This is a genomic window from Paramesorhizobium salinisoli, assembly GCF_003335045.1.
GTDB lineage: Bacteria > Pseudomonadota > Alphaproteobacteria > Rhizobiales > Rhizobiaceae > Paramesorhizobium > Paramesorhizobium salinisoli.
Genome location: NZ_QOZG01000002.1, coordinates 21,585 through 40,536, shown reverse-complemented (window position 1 = coordinate 40,536; position 18,952 = coordinate 21,585). Strand labels below are relative to the sequence as shown.

General features: G+C 61.7%; 17 protein-coding genes. 10 read left to right on the top strand and 7 right to left on the bottom strand.

Annotation, left to right across the window (positions count from 1 at the left end; genetic code table 11):
- Window positions 1–283 precede the first annotated feature (283 nt).
- From hisS to DUT91_RS03740, 4 genes are all read left to right on the top strand, one after another.
- Entirely contained in the window at window positions 284–1,783 is a 1,500-nt protein-coding gene (gene hisS, locus DUT91_RS03760; RefSeq protein WP_114439068.1) for a histidine--tRNA ligase, read from the top strand.
- 220 nt (window positions 1,784–2,003) lie between these two features.
- Window positions 2,004–3,140, top strand: coding sequence for an ATP phosphoribosyltransferase regulatory subunit (locus DUT91_RS03750; protein ID WP_114439066.1), 1,137 nt, complete (start codon window positions 2,004–2,006; stop codon window positions 3,138–3,140).
- Window positions 3,137–3,847: an ATP phosphoribosyltransferase gene (hisG, locus tag DUT91_RS03745; protein WP_114439065.1), complete on the top strand. Its 711-nt coding sequence runs from the start codon at window positions 3,137–3,139 to the stop codon at window positions 3,845–3,847. Before DUT91_RS03750 ends, hisG begins: the two co-directional genes overlap by 4 nt.
- A gap of 16 nt (window positions 3,848–3,863) precedes the next feature.
- Window positions 3,864–4,349, top strand: coding sequence for a GNAT family N-acetyltransferase (locus tag DUT91_RS03740; protein ID WP_114439605.1), 486 nt, complete (start codon window positions 3,864–3,866; stop codon window positions 4,347–4,349).
- A gap of 49 nt (window positions 4,350–4,398) precedes the next feature.
- On the opposite strand, the gene DUT91_RS03735 is transcribed toward DUT91_RS03740, so the two are convergent.
- The 4 genes from DUT91_RS03735 to DUT91_RS03720 form a co-directional block, all read right to left on the bottom strand.
- Window positions 4,399–4,800, bottom strand: a complete 402-nt coding sequence (locus DUT91_RS03735; protein WP_114439064.1) for a DoxX family protein — start codon at window positions 4,798–4,800, stop codon at window positions 4,399–4,401.
- 104 nt (window positions 4,801–4,904) lie between these two features.
- Window positions 4,905–6,296 (bottom strand): class II fumarate hydratase, encoded by a 1,392-nt coding sequence (gene fumC, locus DUT91_RS03730; protein WP_114439063.1) that lies wholly within the window; start codon window positions 6,294–6,296, stop codon window positions 4,905–4,907.
- 68 nt (window positions 6,297–6,364) lie between these two features.
- Window positions 6,365–6,625: a hypothetical protein gene (locus DUT91_RS03725; protein WP_114439062.1), complete on the bottom strand. Its 261-nt coding sequence runs from the start codon at window positions 6,623–6,625 to the stop codon at window positions 6,365–6,367.
- A 103-nt stretch (window positions 6,626–6,728) separates the two neighbouring features.
- On the bottom strand, window positions 6,729–7,289 hold the full coding sequence (locus DUT91_RS03720) for an NADPH-dependent FMN reductase (RefSeq protein ID WP_114439061.1): 561 nt from the start codon (window positions 7,287–7,289) through the stop codon (window positions 6,729–6,731).
- Between the two features lie 131 nt (window positions 7,290–7,420).
- Between DUT91_RS03720 and DUT91_RS03715 the strand changes: the two genes are divergently transcribed.
- On the top strand, window positions 7,421–7,801 hold the full coding sequence (locus DUT91_RS03715) for a winged helix-turn-helix transcriptional regulator (RefSeq protein ID WP_114439060.1): 381 nt from the start codon (window positions 7,421–7,423) through the stop codon (window positions 7,799–7,801).
- 337 nt (window positions 7,802–8,138) lie between these two features.
- On the opposite strand, the gene groL is transcribed toward DUT91_RS03715, so the two are convergent.
- From groL to DUT91_RS03700, 3 genes are all read right to left on the bottom strand, one after another.
- A complete protein-coding gene (gene groL / locus DUT91_RS03710; protein WP_114439059.1) occupies window positions 8,139–9,782 on the bottom strand; it encodes a chaperonin GroEL in 1,644 nt (547 codons plus the stop codon).
- A 66-nt stretch (window positions 9,783–9,848) separates the two neighbouring features.
- The gene (groES, locus tag DUT91_RS03705; protein ID WP_114439058.1) at window positions 9,849–10,145 is read right to left on the bottom strand and encodes a co-chaperone GroES; all 297 of its coding nucleotides are present in this window, start codon (window positions 10,143–10,145) and stop codon (window positions 9,849–9,851) included.
- A 406-nt stretch (window positions 10,146–10,551) separates the two neighbouring features.
- On the bottom strand, window positions 10,552–12,528 hold the full coding sequence (locus DUT91_RS03700; RefSeq protein ID WP_245419532.1) for a TadE/TadG family type IV pilus assembly protein: 1,977 nt from the start codon (window positions 12,526–12,528) through the stop codon (window positions 10,552–10,554).
- Window positions 12,529–12,758: 230 nt separating this feature from the next.
- Between DUT91_RS03700 and DUT91_RS03695 the strand changes: the two genes are divergently transcribed.
- From DUT91_RS03695 to DUT91_RS25735, 5 genes are all read left to right on the top strand, one after another.
- Complete coding sequence (locus DUT91_RS03695) at window positions 12,759–13,616, top strand: TIGR01459 family HAD-type hydrolase (protein WP_114439057.1); 858 nt, start codon at window positions 12,759–12,761, stop codon at window positions 13,614–13,616.
- Window positions 13,617–13,634: 18 nt separating this feature from the next.
- Window positions 13,635–14,639 carry a bifunctional riboflavin kinase/FAD synthetase gene (locus DUT91_RS03690; protein WP_114439056.1) on the top strand — a complete coding sequence of 335 codons (1,005 nt, stop codon included), beginning with the start codon at window positions 13,635–13,637 and terminating at the stop codon, window positions 14,637–14,639.
- A gap of 146 nt (window positions 14,640–14,785) precedes the next feature.
- Window positions 14,786–15,565, top strand: a complete 780-nt coding sequence (locus tag DUT91_RS03685) for a MipA/OmpV family protein (RefSeq protein WP_245419589.1) — start codon at window positions 14,786–14,788, stop codon at window positions 15,563–15,565.
- Between the two features lie 277 nt (window positions 15,566–15,842).
- Window positions 15,843–18,761 carry an isoleucine--tRNA ligase gene (gene ileS / locus DUT91_RS03680; protein ID WP_114439054.1) on the top strand — a complete coding sequence of 973 codons (2,919 nt, stop codon included), beginning with the start codon at window positions 15,843–15,845 and terminating at the stop codon, window positions 18,759–18,761.
- A 29-nt stretch (window positions 18,762–18,790) separates the two neighbouring features.
- Window positions 18,791–18,946, top strand: a complete 156-nt coding sequence (locus DUT91_RS25735; protein WP_160113621.1) for a hypothetical protein — start codon at window positions 18,791–18,793, stop codon at window positions 18,944–18,946.
- Window positions 18,947–18,952 lie beyond the last annotated feature (6 nt).

The window sequence follows — 18,952 nt, the reverse complement described above, 5'->3', positions numbered from 1 at the left end:
GATACAAATATCCGAGTCGGGGCAGGGGTGGTTAAAGCTATATGACGCTTTCAACCATCGAGCCGAAGACGGGGCGGACAGGTTGACAAGGTGGCAGAACGGCTCTTTTGCGGGCTTTTCGACCGCCATGCAGCCGATTGAGAGGGATAGACTCTCTGCCCTTGCCGCGCCTGACCTGATCGGTTAGGAAAACGACGCTATCGCCTATAGTAGATACTTTGTGTTCGAAATGGGGCAGCGATAGTTGAAGCTACATGACAATTCCAGACATCGGGTAGAAGACATGGCGAACAAGGCTGACAAGGTGAAGGCACGGCTTCCGCGCGGGCTTGTCGACCGCCATGCCGCCGATATCCGCGCCACGGACAAGATGCTGGCGGCGATCCGCGAGGTCTATGAGCGCTACGGCTTCGACCCGGTCGAGACGCCGATGCTGGAATATACCGATGCGCTGGGCAAGTTCCTGCCTGACCAGGACCGGCCGAACGAAGGCGTGTTCTCGCTGCAGGATGATGACGAGCAGTGGATGAGCCTGCGCTACGACCTGACCGCGCCGCTGGCGCGCCATGTCGCGGAAAACTTCAACGAGATCCAGCTTCCCTACCGCACCTATCGCGCCGGCTATGTCTTCCGCAACGAGAAGCCGGGCCCGGGCCGCTTCCGCCAGTTCATGCAGTTCGACGCCGATACGGTCGGCGCACCGTCAGTCGCGGCGGATGCCGAGATGTGCATGATGATGGCCGATGTGATGGAGGCGCTGGGCATTGCGCGCGGCGACTATATTGTCCGGGTGAACAACCGCAAGGTGCTCGACGGCGTCATGGAGGCCATCGGCGTCACGGACGAAGGGCAGAAGCTCGCTATCCTGCGGGCGATTGATAAGCTGGACAAGTTCGGCGTCGAAGGCGTGAAACTGCTGCTTGGCGAGGGCCGCAAGGATGAAAGTGGCGATTTCACCAAGGGGGCAGGGTTAAATGACAACCAAATCGATCGTGTGCTGAAATTGGTGGCTCCGGTGGTGGGCACGCGACTGGAATTGCAATATTTCATGAGTGGAGCCGTTCACGGTTCCGATATCGGCTTAGAGGGCGTCGGCGAATTGGATCAAATCGGCGAGCTCATTGAGGCAGCCAAATATTCCGACCGCATCCGCATTGACCCTTCAGTCGTTCGCGGCCTCGAATATTACACCGGCCCCGTCTTCGAAGTCGAACTGACCGCCGAGATCCCCAATGAAAAGGGCGAGATCGTGCGTTTCGGCTCGGTCGGCGGGGGCGGGCGTTATGATGGGCTCGTCTCGCGCTTCCGTGGCCAGCCGGTTCCGGCAACAGGCTTTTCCATCGGCGTGTCGCGCCTGATGACGGCCTTGAAGAACCTGGGCAAGCTCGGCGAGGGCGATGTGCTCGCTCCCGTGCTCGTCACCGTGATGGACGGCGACATGGAAGCCATGGGGAAATATCAGGATTTCACCCAGAAGCTTCGCGCCGCCGGCATCCGCGCCGAGATGTACCAGGGCAACTGGAAGAAATTCGGCAACCAGCTCAAATATGCCGACCGCCGCGGCGCGCCCCTCGCCATCATCCAGGGCGGGGACGAACGGGCGAACGGCGAGGTCCAGATCAAGGATCTGATCGAGGGCAAGCGCCTTTCCGGGGAAATCGAAAGCAACGAGGAATGGCGCGCCAGCCGCCCCGCGCAGGTGACCGTGAAGGAAGAGGATCTGGCCGCCAAAGTGCGCGAGATGCTGGACCAGCAGGCGCAGGACCGCGCCGGGGGCGCGTGACTGTCATGCTTGATTTGCGGTTGTTCACCCCCCTCTGCCCTGCCGGGCATCCCCCCCACAAGGGGGGAGATTACCACGTCATGGATGGCGGCTACCAATCGCAGCTGTCGAAGAGCAAGCAATACGGCGCATGTCGGCTAATCTCCCCCCTTGTGGGGGGGATGCCCGGCAGGGCAGAGGGGGGTGTGATCGTAAACGCGCGGCGCAAGGACCTGCTCGCATGACCCCCTCCCGCATCCCTGCCTTCGCCAAGGACCTCTCCGCATTTCTCTCCGGCCGAAATGCCGAGCTTGTCGATATCCCGGTCATCCAGCCCGCCGATCCCTTCCTCGACATGGCGGGCGAGGATCTGCGCCGCCGCATCTTCCTGACCGAGAACGAAAACGGCGACAGCCTTTGCCTGCGGCCTGAATTCACCATTCCGGTCTGCCGCAATCATATCGCGCTCAATGCCGCGACGCCGAAGCGCTATGCCTATCTCGGCGAGGTCTTCCGCCAGCGCCGCGAGGGCGACACCGAATTCTACCAGGCGGGCATAGAGGATCTGGGCGATGCCGACGAGGCGCGCGCCGATGCCCGTTCGCTGGCCGACGCGCTCGCCTGCGTGCGCGTGGTGGCGCCCGCTAAAGAACTTGAGATCGTGCTCGGCGACCAGGCGATGTTCGAGGCAGTACTTGCCGCTCTTGGCCTGCCGCGCGGCTGGCAGAAGAAGCTGGTGCGCACATTCGGCAACCCCGCGCAGCTGAAAAGCCTGCTCGCCGGCCTCTCCTCGCCGCGCGAAAATGGTGTGCTGCCCGAGCCGCTGGCCGGGCTGGTCGCCTCAGGCGATGAAGCCGCGCTCGCCGCATCTCTCGAAGCGGATATGCGCGAGGCGGGCATCTCGCCAGTCGCGGGCCGCACTCCGGCCGAGATCGCCCACCGGCTGGTCGAGAAGGAAAGCCTCGCCTCGATCAGGCTGCCGAAGGAAGCCTTTGCGGCGCTCGAAGCCTTCCTCGCCATCCGCGAACCGCTCGACCACGCGCCGCAGCACTTGCACGAATTCGCCGCGCAAAACCATTTCGAACTGCCATCCAAACTGGGTGACGCCCTGAAAGCCTTCGCCGCCCGCGCCGAAGCGATCAAGGCCGCCGGCATCGATTTGCGCGATGTCCATTATGATGCGGCGTTCGGCCGCCCGCTCGATTATTATACGGGCCTCGTCTATGAGATCCGCGCCGCCTCGGGCGGTGGCGCGATCGTCGGCGGCGGGCGCTACGACCGCCTTTTGACGCTATTGGGCGCGCCCAGCGCCATACCGGGCGTCGGCTTTTCCATCTGGCTTGATCGGCTGGCAGAGCTCGCGGGGAGGCCGCAATGATCGCGACATCGACAAACGTCACGCTGGCGCTCCCGTCCAAGGGGCGTCTCAAGGAACAGGCGCTGGAAGTTCTCGCAAACGCCGGGCTGCAAGTCGTCCTGCCGCAGGACCAGCGCAATTACCGCGCGCGGATCGAAGGCATGGAGGGCGTGGATATCCTGTTCCTGTCGGCCTCGGAGATCGCCCGTGAGCTCGGCTATGGCGGCGTCGATCTCGGCGTTACCGGCGAGGATCTGATCCGCGAGACGCTTGCATCAGCCGACGAGCGGGTCGCCATCGAAGCGCCGCTCGGCTTTGGCCATGCCGATGTCGTGGTGGCGGTGCCGGAGGTATGGCACGACGTGACGACCATGGCCGATCTCGACGATGTCGCCGCCGATTTCCGTCAGCGCCACGGACGCAGGCTGAGGATCGCCACGAAATATTGGCGCCTGACGCAGCAGTTCTTTTCGCTGAAGCACGGCATCCAGGTCTATCGCATCGTCGAAAGCCTCGGCGCGACTGAAGGTGCGCCTGCCGCCGGTTCCGCCGATATCATCGTCGATATCACTTCGACCCGCTCGACGCTCAAGGCCAACCGTCTCAAGGTGCTCGAAGACGGCATCATCCTGCGCTCGCAGGCCTGCCTCATCTCCGCCCGCCGCAGCGACGGCAATCCCCGGGTTGCCGACATCTCCGCCCGCATCCGCGGCAGTTTGAAATCCTAGCGAGGAAGTCATGCCGGTGATCATCAGAGATGAGAAGCCGGCCGACATTGCCGCAATCCGCCGCGTGGTGGAGGCCGCTTTTCAGCAACCTGCGGAGGCCGATCTGGTCGACCGGCTTCGCGCCGATGGCGACAGCGTGCTTTCACTCGTCGCGGAGGGTGAAGGCGAGATCATCGGCCACGTGCTCTTTTCGCCGATGTCCGCGCCCTTTCCGGCGCTCGGCCTCGCGCCGGTATCCGTCCTGCCCGAAAGGCAGCACTCGGGTATCGGCAGCAAGCTCATTCGCGAAGGATTGACACGGGCGGAACGTAGGGGATGCCGCGTCGTGTTCGTTCTCGGCGAGCCGGAATATTACAAGCGTTTCGGCTTCGATCCCGCTCTGGCGACCGGCTTCGCCTCGCCCTATGCCGGGCCATACCTCATGGCGCTGCCGCTAAACGGGGTGATGCCTGCCGAACGGGGCAGGGTAGACTACGCCCCGGCGTTCGCGACGTTGGGCTAATAGAAAAGGCCGCGGAACCTCCGCGGCCTTTTCCATCATTTATATCCGATCAGCCGCGCTTGGCGTCGATCGACAGCGCGCCGGCGCCGGCTGCTGCGAGCACGAAGAAGCCGCCGGCGATGGCGATGTTCTTCTGGAAATTGATCATCTGCATCATGTCGGCAAAGTTCGTGTGAGCGACCAAGGCCGATGCGATGCTGAACAGGCCGAGCGCGATGGCCGCGATGCGGGTCTTGAAGCCGACGAGGACGGCAAGACCGCCGAAAAACTCAAGCAGGCCGACGAGGACCGCGACGACGGTCGGAGCCGGAAGGCCTATGCTGCCGAAATAGCCGGCCGTGCCGGCGATGGCGGTCAGCTTGCTGAAGCCGGCCGGGATGAAGAGCGAGGCGAGAAGGGCACGGCCGAGCAGATTGCCGTAGGGATTGCTGGAATAGGCATTGGCAGACATGAAATTGTTCTCCGGGTTGCGTTCAGGGCAAATAGACAATTCTCGTTGTCAAAGAAAGCCGCATTATTCTCGACAGATTGTTCACCAATGCGAGACGGCTCCGCCTATTCCGGTGCGATCATCCGCTCCGGCCTCACGAGCTTGTCATAATCCTCCGCCGAGACGAGCCCGCTAGCCAGCGCCTCCTCACGCAATGTCGAGCCGTTTTTGTGCGCTGTCTTGGCGATCTTGGCGGCATTGTCATAGCCGATGGCCGGGGCCAGCGCCGTCACCAGCATCAGCGAACGTTCGAGAAGCTCCTTGATGCGGACTTCGTCGGCCTCCGTCCCCTTGATGCAATGATCGGCGAAGGACACCATGGCGTCCGAGAGAATCCGGATCGATTGCAGCACGTTGAAGGCGATCACCGGCTTGAAGACGTTGAGTTCGAAATGGCCCTGGGATCCCGCAACGGTCACCGTGGTGTGATTGCCGAAGACCTGCGTCGCCACCATGGTCAGCGCCTCGGCCTGCGTCGGGTTGACCTTGCCGGGCATGATCGATGAGCCGGGCTCGTTTTCCGGCAGCTTCAGCTCGCCAAGGCCGGAACGCGGGCCGGAGCCGAGAAAGCGGATATCGTTGGCGATCTTGAAGAGGTCGGCGGCGAGCGCATTGAGGCTGCCGTGGAAATTGACGATGGCGCCGTGGCTGGCCAGCGCCTCGAACTTGTTGGGCGCCGTCTTAAACGGCAGGCCGGTGATTTCCGAGACCACGTCGGCAAAGCCGGTGTCGAAGCCCTGCGGCGCGTTGAGTCCCGTACCCACGGCCGTGCCGCCCTGGGCAAGCAGGAAGATGTCGGCGAGGCTGTCGTCGATCCGCTTGCGGCCATATTCGAGCGCCGCGCGATAGCCGGAAAACTCCTGGCCGAGCGTCACCGGCGTAGCGTCCTGCGTATGCGTGCGGCCGATCTTGATGATATGGGCGAACGCCTCTTCTTTTTCCTTCAGCGCCTCGATCAGATGGTCGAGCGCGGGATAGAGCCGGCTGGTCGTCTCGACCGCAGTCGCGATATGGATCGCGGTCGGGAAGCTGTCGTTCGACGACTGGCTCATATTGACGTGGTCGTTGGGGTGGACCGGCTTCTTGGAGCCGAGCGTCCCGCCCAGAAGCTCGATCGCCCGGTTGGAGATGACCTCGTTGGCATTCATGTTGGACTGCGTGCCGGAGCCGGTCTGCCAGACGACCAGCGGGAAATGATCGTCGAGCTTGCCCTCGACGACTTCCGCCGCCGCCACCGTGATGACGCGGCCGATCACCGGATCAAGCTTGCCGAGCGCGATATTGGTTTCCGCCGCCGCGCGCTTGACGATGCCCAGCGCATGGATGAGGGGCAGGGGAAGCCTTTCGCCGCCAATCCTGAAATTATGCAGGGATCGCTCCGTCTGCGCGCCCCAATAGCGATCCGAAACGACCTCGATCGGCCCGAACGTATCGGTTTCCGTGCGTGTTCCTGCCATGATAGTCTCCGTTTTCTATCGGAATTTGGGAAATATGCGCATCGTGCGGGGCGATTTTGCGGGCGCTGCTATTTCTCCTCGTCCTCTTCGTCCTGATCGTCTTCTTCCGAAAACCAGGCAGTGGGATCGATCTTCTTCTGCGTCCGGCTGTCGGTGAATATCCACCATCCGGTATCGGCTTCGTCCCAGTCGCCGCCGCCTGCCTTCAATTGCGCGAGCGAGTGATACCGCGCGACCGATTCGTTTTCCTGGTCGTCATTGTCGGTCCACAAGACAGTGATCTTGGTGCCATTCATCGGCGCGGTGGAGATGGGAAGCTTCTTGCGCATGGACGTCTCCTGTTGATACCAGGAGATTACATAGCGCGAGATTGATCAGGAACAAAGCCGGGCGTTGCATGGGCGCCCGGCCAGTCCATGAGGAATACCGGGATCAGGCTTCGCGGGCAGCCTTCAGCGCCTTTGCCCACCAGACGAGCTGGTCCAACATGCTGGTAGCGGCTTCTGCCAAATGCGGGTAGTCGCCGAGCTGGGCTTCGCCCTTCACCACGGCAAGATATTCCGGGAAGAGGATATGCACGCCTGTCTTGACCGACGCGGCCTGCATCTCGACGGCGATCAGGCGCAGATGCTCGACCGCGCGCGCGCCGCCGACACCGCCATAACCGACGAAGCCGAACGGCTTCTGGATCCATTCGCCCATGTCGATGGCGTTCTTCAGCACGGCCGTCGGTCCGTGATTGTATTCGGCGACGGTGAAGATGTAGCCGTCGAACTCGCGCATCTTCTTCTTCCAGCGCTCCGCCGTCTCGTTCTGAGCCTCCGTGGTGCGCTCTTCGCCGAGGAATGCCATGGGGTAATCGAGCAGGTCGACCACTTCCACCTCGATGTCACCGCGCGCTCCCGCAAGCTCCGCGATCCATTTTGCCGGGGTGGGGGAGAAGCGCGATCCGCGCGTGCTGCCTATGACGACGGCGATCTTCGATTTTGCCATGAGTATAGAGCCTTTCTTCATATATGATGGTAACCAAAGGGAACCGGCGCTATATAAGTGGCCGACTTTAAGCGGCGCAAGGAGGCACTTTTTTGGAACCGGATCACTTTGAAGTAACCGCGGAATGCACGATGGTGAATGAAGTTCTGTCGCGCGTAGGCGATAAATGGACGGTGCTCGTCGTCAATTATCTCGGCAATGGCACCATGCGCTTCAACGAGCTGCGGCGGACCGTATCGGGCATTTCGCAGAAGATGCTGACGATGACGCTGCGCGGGCTGGAGCGCGACGGTTTCGTCACCCGTACGGTTTTCCCAACCATTCCGCCGCGCGTCGAATATGAGCTGACCGATCTCGGGCGCGATCTGCTTGTTCCGGTTCGGGCGCTGGGCGCGTGGGCGATCGCCAACGAGGAGAAGGTCAGAGCAGCGCGCCATCGCTTCGATGCCGCCCACCGCGCACCGCAGGAGCCGTTCCGGCATTCGAAGAGCTTGAGCGAAGCCGCCGAATGAACTGGTTTAAGGAAAAATCTTCGGGAGGGTGGAAAGGCGGATTTTGATCCGCCTTTCCGGTTGCCTGAGACAGGACTTCCGTAAAAGCGGGGGCAATTTGGAAGTCCATCTGTGTGCGGCAAGCCCCTGCCGAGCGGTTGACCATGTTTGCCGAAGCCAGTCAATCAGAACTTTCTAACAGACAAGATCGTTCAACAGCCAATTAGCCGCGCATGGTTAAGCCTTCATTAACCCGGAGGGTCAACGTTCGGTTCCAACTGAGCCAGGAATCAATCCGACGCAGGCAATAAAAAAGGCGGGCACAGGGCCCGCCTTTCCTAATTCAGGACAGGACTTCTTAGAAGTCCATGCCGCCCATGCCGCCCATGCCGCCGCCAGGCATTGCCGGCATGCCGGAATCCTTCTTCGGAAGCTCGGCGATCATGGCCTCGGTGGTGACCAGCAGGCCGGCTACCGACGCTGCGTTCTGGAGAGCGATGCGGACGACCTTGACAGGATCGACGATGCCGAGGGCGATCAGATCGCCATATTCGCTCGTCGCCGTGTTGTAGCCGTAGCTGTCGCTCTTGTTCTCGAGGATCTTGCCGACAACGATCGAAGCCTCGTCGCCCGCGTTCGTGGCGATCTGGCGGGCCGGAGCCTGCAGGGCGCGGCGGACGATGTTGATGCCGGCATCCTGATCGGCATTGGCGCCCTTGACGGTGAGCGCAGCCGAAGCACGCAGCAGAGCCGTGCCGCCGCCGGGAACGATGCCTTCTTCAACGGCCGCGCGGGTCGCATTGAGGGCGTCGTCGACGCGGTCCTTCTTTTCCTTGACTTCGATTTCCGTCGCGCCGCCGACGCGGATCACGGCAACGCCGCCAGCAAGCTTGGCAAGACGCTCCTGGAGCTTCTCCTTGTCGTAGTCCGAAGTGGTCTCTTCGATCTGCTGCTTGATCTGGCTGACGCGAGCGGTGATCTCGGCCTTCTGGCCGGCGCCGTCGACGATCGTGGTGTTTTCCTTGGTGATCGACACCTTCTTGGCACGGCCAAGCATGTCGAGCGTGACGGTCTCCAGCTTGATGCCGAGATCTTCGGAGATCACCTGGCCGCCGGTGAGGATGGCGATGTCTTCGAGCATGGCCTTGCGGCGGTCGCCGAAGCCCGGAGCCTTCACGGCAGCGATCTTGAGGCCGCCGCGCAGCTTGTTGACGACGAGCGTGGCAAGAGCCTCGCCTTCGACGTCTTCAGCGATGATGACGAGCGGCTTGGAGGTCTGGACGACAGCTTCGAGAACCGGCAGCAGAGCCTGAAGGTTCGAAAGCTTCTTCTCGTGCAGGAGAATGTAGGCGTCTTCGAGCTCGGCCACCATCTTTTCCGGATTGGTGACGAAGTACGGCGAGAGATAGCCGCGGTCGAACTGCATGCCTTCGACGACTTCCAGCTCGGTTTCGGCGGTCTTGGCTTCCTCGACGGTGATGACACCCTCGTTGCCGACCTTCTGCATCGCCTGGGCGATCATCTCGCCAACCGATACGTCGCCATTGGCCGAGATCGTGCCGACCTGGGCAACTTCTTCCGAGGTCTTGATCTTCTTGGCCTTCTTGACGAGGTCCGCGACGACTTCGTTGACGGCCAGATCGATACCGCGCTTCAGGTCCATCGGGTTCATGCCGGCGGCAACAGCCTTGGCGCCTTCCTGAACGATCGCCTGACCGAGAACGGTCGCGGTCGTGGTGCCGTCACCGGCGATGTCGTTGGTCTTGGAAGCCACTTCGCGCAGCATCTGTGCGCCCATGTTCTCGAACTTGTCCTCGAGTTCGACTTCCTTGGCGACGGTCACGCCGTCCTTGGTGATGCGCGGTGCGCCGAAGGACTTGTCGATGACGACGTTGCGGCCCTTGGGGCCGAGCGTTACCTTGACGGCATCGGCAAGGATGTTGACGCCGCGCAACAGGCGCTCACGCGCGTCACGGCCGAATTTTACTTCTTTGGCAGCCATTTGAGTCTCTCCTGGGATTTAACCCGGTTTGATCGATGGTGAGGATTTTAAAAAGGGAACCGGCGATCAGCCGATGATGCCCAGAATGTCGGATTCTTTCATGATCAGCAGGTCTTCGCCGCCGATCTTGACCTCGGTGCCCGACCACTTGCCGAAGAGGATGCGGTCGCCGGCCTTGACATCCAGCGGAACCAGCTTGCCGGCTTCGTCGCGAGCGCCCGTGCCGACGGAAATGATCTCGCCTTCCTGCGGCTTTTCCTTGGCGGTATCGGGGATGATGATGCCACCGGCGGTCTTCGCTTCCGATTCGACCCGGCGAACGACGACGCGGTCGTGAAGCGGGCGGAACTTGGTGTTGGCCATGGTTTGAACCCTTGAGTTTAAATTGAATGGACGGAATGAACCCTTGCGGTCCAATTTATTAGCACTCGCCGTCGGTGAGTGCCAATATGCTGTCCGAGATAGAATTTCGGGCTCGATTTGTCAAGGGAACAAACGGTTGAACCCCACCGGGGGCCTGTGCGGGATGCAGGCATTTCAAGCGCCGCCAACCCGGCCCCAACCTGACCCATTGCAGGATATGGGGTGCCCCGGGGGATAAACAAGGCGCAGGAAATTTAAACCCGCCGCCTGCCGGATTTCACTGTTCCCTGCAGCTAGCGTTAACAGAAGGTAGACGCGTTCGGGGCTCATCAGGCGCAGCTTGGCTCGAACGGCCCATGCTCCGCGAAGGACGAGAGGCAGGGTCGGATGCAAGGCCGAGGCAGGCCTACCTGACGATGCGCAGGTTGGAGAGTTCGTCGCCGATCTGCCGGAAGGTTTCCGACAGGTCGCCGCCCGTGGTGTTCCAGAAGAGCTTCGCCGGCTTGCCCGGATCGTCCTCATCGCGGCGACTGCGCGAATCCGACGAGCAGGATTTAAGCGCATCGATCTGCCCCTGGACCTGCTTCTTCTGAGCCGCGTTGCCCTTTGTGGCGTCGAGATCGAGCGCCACCGTCATGACGATGATGTTGGCTTCCTTCACATTATCGCACAATGCGGCGAACTGCTCGTTCATGGCGGCGGTATAGTTATCGTTGGTGTGCAGGTTGGTGCTCACCTTGCTGGTGTTCTGGAAAATGCGCGTCGTGGCGTAACCGGGCGTTTTCTGGCCGGTATAGCCGTAATTGGAATAGGCCGAGATGACGCCGGCCTCGTCGCGGAAGTTCCAGTTCCTTAAGGAGTAATAGGTGTTGGCGCCGTCGGTCAGGACGATGACCACCTTGTCGTTCCCGCGCTCGGTCTCGGGACGCCCCTCGGTAAATGGTTCTCCATGCGAAATCGTCCGCCAGCCCCATGCCATTCCTTCCGGAACGTTGGTCGCCCCATTGGGAACCATGGCATTGATGGCGGTTTTGATCTTCGAAAGTCCGACGGCATCGGAAACATCGGTCAGCGCTGTGATAGCCGTCGTCGTGCAACTGTAATCGGGCCCCGGTACGATACCCTGAACCGAGGAAGAAAGTTTGGAGGATAGATTATAAGGAGCAGGCTTGTAGTATTTGGTGATGTCACGCTGGCGCTGCGATGCGCTGCTTGTGTTCACCTCCGCGTCCGGCCACCAGTCGTTTATGGGCGCCGTATAGAGGTATCCATCCCGGTCATTGTATTTTCTTGTGGCGTTGTATTCGTCCGGGGCCAGCATCGGTACGAAAAGCGTATCCGGCATAGCCGCGCTCGGCTTTGTGTCCATGAGAGCATGAACTCCGGGGCGCACCTCGACGCAGCCTTTCCAACTCGTATATGATCTGGTCGCCGTGTTTAAACTGTTCGTATAGATTTTGAGGTCTTCATAGATCGAGAAGCGAGTGAAGCTGGTACCCACTTGTGCACCCCAACCGCTGCCGACTTTCGTGAAGACATTGTTCGTGTTTTTGACGGCCTTGTTGGCCCCAACGGTCACGGAACTGCCGGGCCCCGGCATATCGAAATTTTCATAATGGACGGAGGACCGCCCATCCTTGTCCAGCCAATTGGCAGTCTGCTCGTAATCCGGGCCCACATTGACCGATGCCGCAAACGGCACGACGGAAAATTGCACCGGTTTGTCGATGCGCGTCATCAAAGACGCTTGTTGGGCCATGGTGTCAACGAGTTGCGTCGCCGCGTTTTTCAAGAGCACCATGCGCTCTTCGTTGGAGCCGGTGCCTTTTTCACTCATCGACCCGGAATTGTCGAGAACCAGCGCCACCTCGACCGTGTTCTTCACGCGCACGTCCGAGACCATATGATATCTGAACTTGTTCCAGTCGCCGCCGCCAAGTGAACTGGCAAGCGTCCCGAAAAGCGAATTGTAGGTGAAATCAGCGACGGCCGAGACTTGCTGTATGGGAGCGCCATCTTCTGGCAGGACGACGCTGAACTGGACCTTGGCCGGGTTCATGACCTTCAGATTGGCGGCGAAATATCTCTGGCCATAATCCTGCATGCTCTCTTTCGAGGCCCCGCCGCCGAATTGGCGCCCGACGGCCAGCGAGGCCGCGTCGAGGGCGTGCTGCACATTGGTCCTGGTCCGCATCAGATTTGCCGCATCGATGGCCGCCATGCCGGCGAGCAGCAGGGGCGCCATGATGAACACCCCCATGATCGCGAAATTGCCGCCTTCGTCGCGCCGGAAACGCGCCAAAATCGATAGGTTCTCTTTGGGATTGGCTGAGTTCTTTACCCCACCGGCCATTGCGGCCGCCCGCATGCTTTCCGATTGCATCTACGCCCCCAAACGTTCCCCAGGAATTCTCCCGCGCCCGCTTGTGGAAGAATTCCATTCGTTCATAGCAGGGGGCTTCTAAGAGTTGGTCACGAAGCAAGGTAAAATTTGAATGACCGTCGAAGAAGCTCGCAATCCGATCCTCGCTCCCGAGACTTTGAAGGCGAAAGCAGATGACATGCCCGGCGGCTTCGGCTAATCCGGTCGCGCCCGCTATAAAAGGAGCCCGCATGTTCAACCTTCCCAAGATCGAACGCCTTGATGAACTGATGCCCCGCTATGACGTTCTTCTCTGCGATGTGTGGGGCGTGGTGCATAACGGCATCCATGCGTTCGCTCCCGCGAAGGCGGCGCTGCAGCGCGCCCGCGAGGCCGGGCTGACGGTCGTCCTCATCACCAATGCGCCGCGTCCCGCGCCGCTGATCGCCGCGCAATTGTCGCTGCTCGGCGTTCCCGAGGAGGCCTATGACCGCATCGTCACCTCGGGGGACGTGACGCGCGACCTGATCGCAGCAGGCCCGCGCCGCGTGTTTCATCTCGGTCCCGATCGCGACTTGGCGCTTTATGAAGGGCTCGACGTCGAACTGGTCGAGGAGTTCGAGGCGTCAAGCGTAGTTTGTACCGGCCTGGTCGACGACGAGATCGAGGCGCCCGAGGATTATGCCGATATGCTCGCGCGCTTGCGCTCGCGCGACCTGCCTTTCATCTGCGCCAACCCCGATATCGTGGTGGAGCGCGGCAACCGCCTGATCTGGTGCGCCGGCGCCCTGGCGCGTGACTATGGCCTCATCGGAGGGCGCACGCTCATCGCCGGCAAGCCGCACCGGCCGATCTATGAGGCGGCGCTGGAAGTCGCGAGCGAAGTGCGTGGCGTGGCCGTGGACAAGAGCCGGGTGCTGGCGATCGGCGACGGCATGCTGACCGATGTGAAGGGCGCCGAGCAGTTCGGGATCGATATCCTCTATATATCGGGCGGCATCCATGCCGGCGATTATGCCGATCAGGGCATAGTGGATGTCGAAAAACTGCTTGAGTTTCTGAAAACCCATGGCAGCAATCCTGTCGCCACCATGCACGCCCTGGCCTGAGATCAGAGCAAACACGCCATGCCGGAACATTCTTTTCTTCGCCTTGCCAGCCCCGCCGATCTGCCCGCTCATCTCCGGGGAGCCGTCGTTGCTATCGGCAATTTCGACGGCGTGCACCGTGGCCATCAGGCCGTGCTTGAGCGCGCGCTCGATCTGGCCCGGGAGGAGGGACGTCCGGCGGTCGTGCTGACCTTCGAGCCGCATCCGCGCAGCGTCTTCGTGCCGGACCAGCCCGTCGACCGGCTGACGCCGGCGGTGGAAAAGGCCGAGCTCCTCGACGCGCTCGGCTTCGATGCCGTGGTCGAGCAGGAGTTCACGCGCGCCTTCGCCGAGCATACCGCGGAAGATTTCGTCCAGTCGATCATTGTCGACGATCTTGCCGCAAGCCGTGTCGTCACCGGCTTCGATTTCCATTTTGGCAAGGGGCGGCAGGGCGGTCCGGCTTTCCTCATGGACGCCGGAAAAAGGCTGGGCTTCGAGGTCACGCTGGTCGATGCCTTCCGCGACGAGGGTGGAGAGGTCGTCTCGTCGAGCCGCATCCGCTCACTTCTGGGGGAGGGCGATGTCGCAGGCGCGGCGGGGCTGCTCGGCTACCGCTATACGGTCGAGAGCGAGGTGGTGGGCGGCAAGAAGCTCGGCCGCACGCTGGGCTTCCCGACCGCCAATATGGAACTGCCGCCGCAGACGCATCTGAAGCACGGCATCTACGCCGTGCGCTTCCGCCGTCCCGATGGCTCGCTGCATGACGGCGTTGCCAGCTTCGGCCGCCGCCCGACAGTCGACAAGGACGGCTCGCCGCTGCTTGAAACCTTCCTGTTCGATTTCGCAGGCGATCTCTATGGTGAGACCTGCGCTGTTTCCTTCTTCGCCCGACTGCGCGGCGAGGAAAAATTCGACAGTCTCGACGCGCTGATGGTGCAGATGCGCCAGGACGACGCCGAAGCGCGCGCCGTGCTTTCCGGCGTGCGTCCGCTGTCACAACTCGACCGGGCGTTCAATTTCGAGGAAAAGCCTTCGGAATGAGGAACTTTCTTCCTCGAATTTAAGCAATTTTTACGCATTTCTCTGCAAAGACTGTTTACCATCAAAGACTTTTCAAACTCTCTCCCCGGAGCTTCATTTTGCGTAATTTTCCATTGGGCGTTCTGTCCGGCGCGGTTCTCTTCCCTCTGATCGCCTCCACCTCTTTTGCCCAGGCTCAGGAAACCCAAACCCGCAAGCATTTCTGGTCGGGCGACTGGTATCTGACCGTCGGCGCCGCCGGCTTCGCCGCGCCGCGCTTCGAGGGATCGAACAGCCGTATCTTCAATGCGACGCCGATGATCTCGCTGGGGCGTGCGGGCGCGACGACGCGCTTTACCTCGCGCAACGACAACCCGTCCTTTGCCTTCATCGACACGGAAACCTTCCGCGCCGGTATCGCCGGCAAGCTGCTCTTCAAGCGCGACGGAGATACGGCCGATGAGCTGAAGGGGCTCGATCCCGTGCGCTGGGGCGTCGAGGCAGGCGGCTTCTTCGAAGTCTACCCGACCGACTGGCTGCGCGTCCGCGGCGAGGTCCGGCAGGGTATCCGCGCGCACAAGGGCGTCGTGGCCGATGTCTCCGCCGACGCCTTTGTCGACGTGACGCCGACCGTGCGCATCTCCGGCGGCCCGCGTGCGTCCTTCGCCACCAAGGATTATTTCGACACCTATTACGGCGTCGATGCCGATGAGGCGGTTGCCTCGGGCCTCAGCCAGTATAAGCCCGGCGGTGGCTTCAAGTCGGCCGGTGTCGGCGGCGCGATCACCTGGAAGGCGACCGAGAAGGTGACCACGAGCCTCTTTGCCGAATATGCCCGCCTGCAGGGTCCGGCGGCCGATTCGAGCCTGGTCAAGGAGCGCGGCTCGCGCGACCAGTTCACCGTGGGCCTCTCCGCCACCTACCGCTTCGACTTTTCGCTGGAATAGCGATCAGCGATTAATAGCATTAGGCAGGCATCAAGTTTCTTGGGCCTGCCCCTTTATTCCTTGGCGCGTCATTGCTAAAAGCAGCGCCATGATGACTGCATTCCGGCTTTTCATTTCGGTCATACGAATTAGTGGCCCGGCCTTCCCAGCTGCTTCCATAGCAGCAGCGTAAAGCGGGAAGGTCCGGGAACGACCGGCTGCGCCTTCACGGCATTCACCGTTTTATTCAACCTGCCCGCCGCGCTGCCTGCGCGGGCTTGAGAACGAGCCAGAAACCATGACCGATACCACCGGGAAAATCGACTATTCGAAGACCCTTTATCTTCCCCAGACCGAATTCCCGATGCGCGCCGGCCTGCCGCAGCGCGAGCCGGAATTCGTCGCCCGCTGGGAAAAGATGGATCTCTATAAAAAGCTGCGCGAGGAGGCGAAGGACCGTCCGCTCTACATCCTCCATGACGGCCCGCCCTACGCCAATGGCAACATCCATATCGGCCATGCGCTGAACAAGGTGCTGAAGGACGTCATCACGCGCTCCTTCCAGATGCGCGGGTATAATTCCAACTACGTGCCGGGCTGGGACTGCCACGGACTGCCGATCGAATGGAAGATCGAGGAACAATATCGCGCCAAGGGCAAGAACAAGGACGAGGTGCCGATCAACGAGTTCCGCAAGGAATGCCGTGAGTTCGCCGCGCACTGGATCAAGGTGCAGTCGGGCGAGTTCAAGCGCCTCGGTGTAACAGGCGATTTCGACAATCCCTACCTCACCATGGATTTCCACGCGGAAAGCCGCATCGCCGGCGAACTCCTGAAATTCGCCATGTCCGGCCAGCTATATCGCGGCTCCAAGCCGGTGATGTGGAGCGTGGTGGAGCGCACCGCACTCGCCGAGGCCGAGGTCGAATACCAGGATGTCGAGAGCGACATGATCTGGGTGAAGTTTCCAGTGGCGACGGGTTCGGATGACCTGAATGGCGCCTTCGTCGTCATCTGGACGACCACCCCCTGGACCATCCCCGGCAACCGCGCGATCGCCTATTCGCCCCGCGTCTCCTATGGCCTTTACGAGGTGACGGCGGCGGAGAATGATTTCGGCCCACAGCCCGGCGAAAAGCTGATCTTTGCCGACGCCTTGGCCGAGGGTTCCTTCGCCAAGGCGAAGCTTGAGTATGACCGTCTACGCGATGTTTCCGCTGACGAGATGGCATCGATCCTTTGCGCCCATCCGCTCAACGGTCTCGGCGGCGGCTATGAATTTCCCGTCCCTCTCATCCCCGGCGATCATGTCACCGACGATGCCGGTACGGGCTTCGTCCACACCGCGCCCAGCCATGGCCGCGAGGACTTTGACGTTTGGACGGATCATGCCCGCGAGCTCGAGGCTCGCGGCATCGATACCGCCATCCCGTTCCCCGTTGACGATGCAGGGTTCTACACCAAGGATGCGCCTGGCTTCGGGCCGGATCGCGAGGGCGGCCCCGCTCGCGTCATGGACGATAATGGCAAGAAGGGCGACGCCAACAAGGCGGTCATGGATGCGCTGATCGAGCGCGGCATGCTTTTCGCGCGCGGACGGATGAAGCATTCCTATCCGCATTCCTGGCGTTCGAAAAAGCCGGTCATTTACCGCAACACGCCGCAATGGTTCGTCTATATGGACAAGGAACTGGGCGACGGCACGACGCTGCGCTCGCGCTCCCTGAAGGCCATCGACGAAACGCGTTTCGTCCCCGCCGCCGGCCAGACGCGCCTGCGCGCCATGATCGAGGATCGTCCCGATTGGGTTCTCTCGCGTCAGCGCGCCTGGGGCGTGCCGATCTGCGTCTTCGCCGATGCGGACGGCAAAATCCTGCAGGACGAGGCGGTCAACCAGCGCATTCTCGATGCCTTCGAGCTTGAGGGCGCTGACGCATGGTTCGCCGAAGGCGCGCGCGAGCGCTTCCTTGGCTCCCGCGCCAACGAGCCATGGCAGCAGGTCCGCGACATCCTCGACGTCTGGTTCGATTCGGGCTCGACGCACACCTTCACGCTGGAAGACCGCCCCGATATGAAATGGCCGGCGGATGTCTATCTCGAAGGGTCCGACCAGCATCGCGGCTGGTTCCATTCCTCGCTGCTGGAAAGCTGCGGCACGCGCGGCCGCGCGCCTTACGATACGGTCGTCACCCACGGCTTCACCATGGACGAGCACGGCAAGAAAATGTCCAAGTCGCTCGGCAACACCGTGACGCCGCAGGAGGTCATCAAGGATTCGGGCGCCGATATCCTCCGCCTCTGGGTAATGACGACCGATTACTGGGAAGACCAGCGCCTCGGCAAGAGCATTCTCCAGACCAATATCGACGCCTACCGCAAGCTCCGCAACACCATCCGCTGGATGCTCGGCACGCTCGCCCATGACGACGGTGAAACCGTCGCCCATGCTGATCTGCCTGAACTGGAGCGGCTGATGCTGCACCGCCTTGCCGAACTGGATGAAATCGTGCGCGCCGGCTACGACGCCTTCGATTTCAAGCGCATTGCGCGGGCGCTCATCGATTTCATGAATGTCGAGCTTTCGGCCTTCTACTTCGATATCCGCAAGGACGCGCTCTATTGCGACGCGCCGTCGAGCATCAAGCGCAAGGCTGCGCTCCAGACCGTGCGCGCGATCTTCGACCGCGTGACGACATGGCTTGCGCCGATGCTGCCGTTCACGACGGAGGAAGCCTGGCTCGACCGTTATCCCCAGGCGCTGTCGGTGCATCTGGAACAGTTCCGCGAAACGCCGGCCAAATGGCGCGACGAGGAATTGGCGGAAAAATGGCGCAAGGTGCGCAGCGTGCGGCGCGTCGTCACCGGCGCGCTGGAGCTGGAGCGCGCCGATAAGCGCATCGGCTCGTCGCTGGAGGCGGCTCCGGTCGTTCATATCACCGACCCGTCGCTGGCCGAGGCGGTCAAGGGGCTCGATTTCGCTGAAATCTGCATCACCAGCGATATCAATGTGACGGACGAGCCCGCGCCGGAAAGCGCCTTCACGCTGGATGACGTGAAGGGCGTGGGCGTCATCCCGGCGCGCGCGACGGGCGAGAAATGCGCGCGCTCCTGGCGCTACACCCATGATGTCGGCAGCGACCTTGAGTTTCCCGATGTCTCGGCTCGCGACGCCGCCGCCCTGCGGGAATTGAAGGCGCTCGGCCGGCTTCCAGCCTGAGACGCGCCTTGAGGGACGGAACATGGCAATTGCGGATAACACCGATATCCGCAATTGCCGCCTCGACCGCCGTCATGTACAAGGCCATTCACGGGCTTGCCATGGAGTTGCCGGAATTCTACGGCAGGGCTGGCGGAGAAGGCCGGGGACCGGCTGAAACGATCAGCCTGGTTATGACGGGTTAGAAGTGG

Excerpts from the sequence above, each read along its gene's own strand:
- DUT91_RS03690 (WP_114439056.1), top strand. The coding sequence starts at position 13,635 with ATGCCGGAACATTCTTTTCTTCGCCTTGCCAGCCCCGCCGATCTGCCC.
- DUT91_RS03750 (WP_114439066.1), top strand. The coding sequence starts at position 2,004 with ATGACCCCCTCCCGCATCCCTGCCTTCGCCAAGGACCTCTCCGCATTT.
- DUT91_RS03720 (WP_114439061.1), bottom strand. The coding sequence starts at position 7,289 with ATGGCAAAATCGAAGATCGCCGTCGTCATAGGCAGCACGCGCGGATCG.
- fumC (WP_114439063.1), bottom strand. The coding sequence starts at position 6,296 with ATGGCAGGAACACGCACGGAAACCGATACGTTCGGGCCGATCGAGGTC.
- hisG (WP_114439065.1), top strand. The coding sequence starts at position 3,137 with ATGATCGCGACATCGACAAACGTCACGCTGGCGCTCCCGTCCAAGGGG.
- DUT91_RS03725 (WP_114439062.1), bottom strand. The coding sequence starts at position 6,625 with ATGCGCAAGAAGCTTCCCATCTCCACCGCGCCGATGAATGGCACCAAG.
- DUT91_RS03695 (WP_114439057.1), top strand. The coding sequence starts at position 12,759 with ATGTTCAACCTTCCCAAGATCGAACGCCTTGATGAACTGATGCCCCGC.
- DUT91_RS03735 (WP_114439064.1), bottom strand. The coding sequence starts at position 4,800 with ATGTCTGCCAATGCCTATTCCAGCAATCCCTACGGCAATCTGCTCGGC.
- DUT91_RS03715 (WP_114439060.1), top strand. The coding sequence starts at position 7,421 with ATGGTGAATGAAGTTCTGTCGCGCGTAGGCGATAAATGGACGGTGCTC.
- hisS (WP_114439068.1), top strand. The coding sequence starts at position 284 with ATGGCGAACAAGGCTGACAAGGTGAAGGCACGGCTTCCGCGCGGGCTT.
- DUT91_RS03700 (WP_245419532.1), bottom strand. The coding sequence starts at position 12,528 with ATGCAATCGGAAAGCATGCGGGCGGCCGCAATGGCCGGTGGGGTAAAG.
- ileS (WP_114439054.1), top strand. The coding sequence starts at position 15,843 with ATGACCGATACCACCGGGAAAATCGACTATTCGAAGACCCTTTATCTT.
- groES (WP_114439058.1), bottom strand. The coding sequence starts at position 10,145 with ATGGCCAACACCAAGTTCCGCCCGCTTCACGACCGCGTCGTCGTTCGC.
- groL (WP_114439059.1), bottom strand. The coding sequence starts at position 9,782 with ATGGCTGCCAAAGAAGTAAAATTCGGCCGTGACGCGCGTGAGCGCCTG.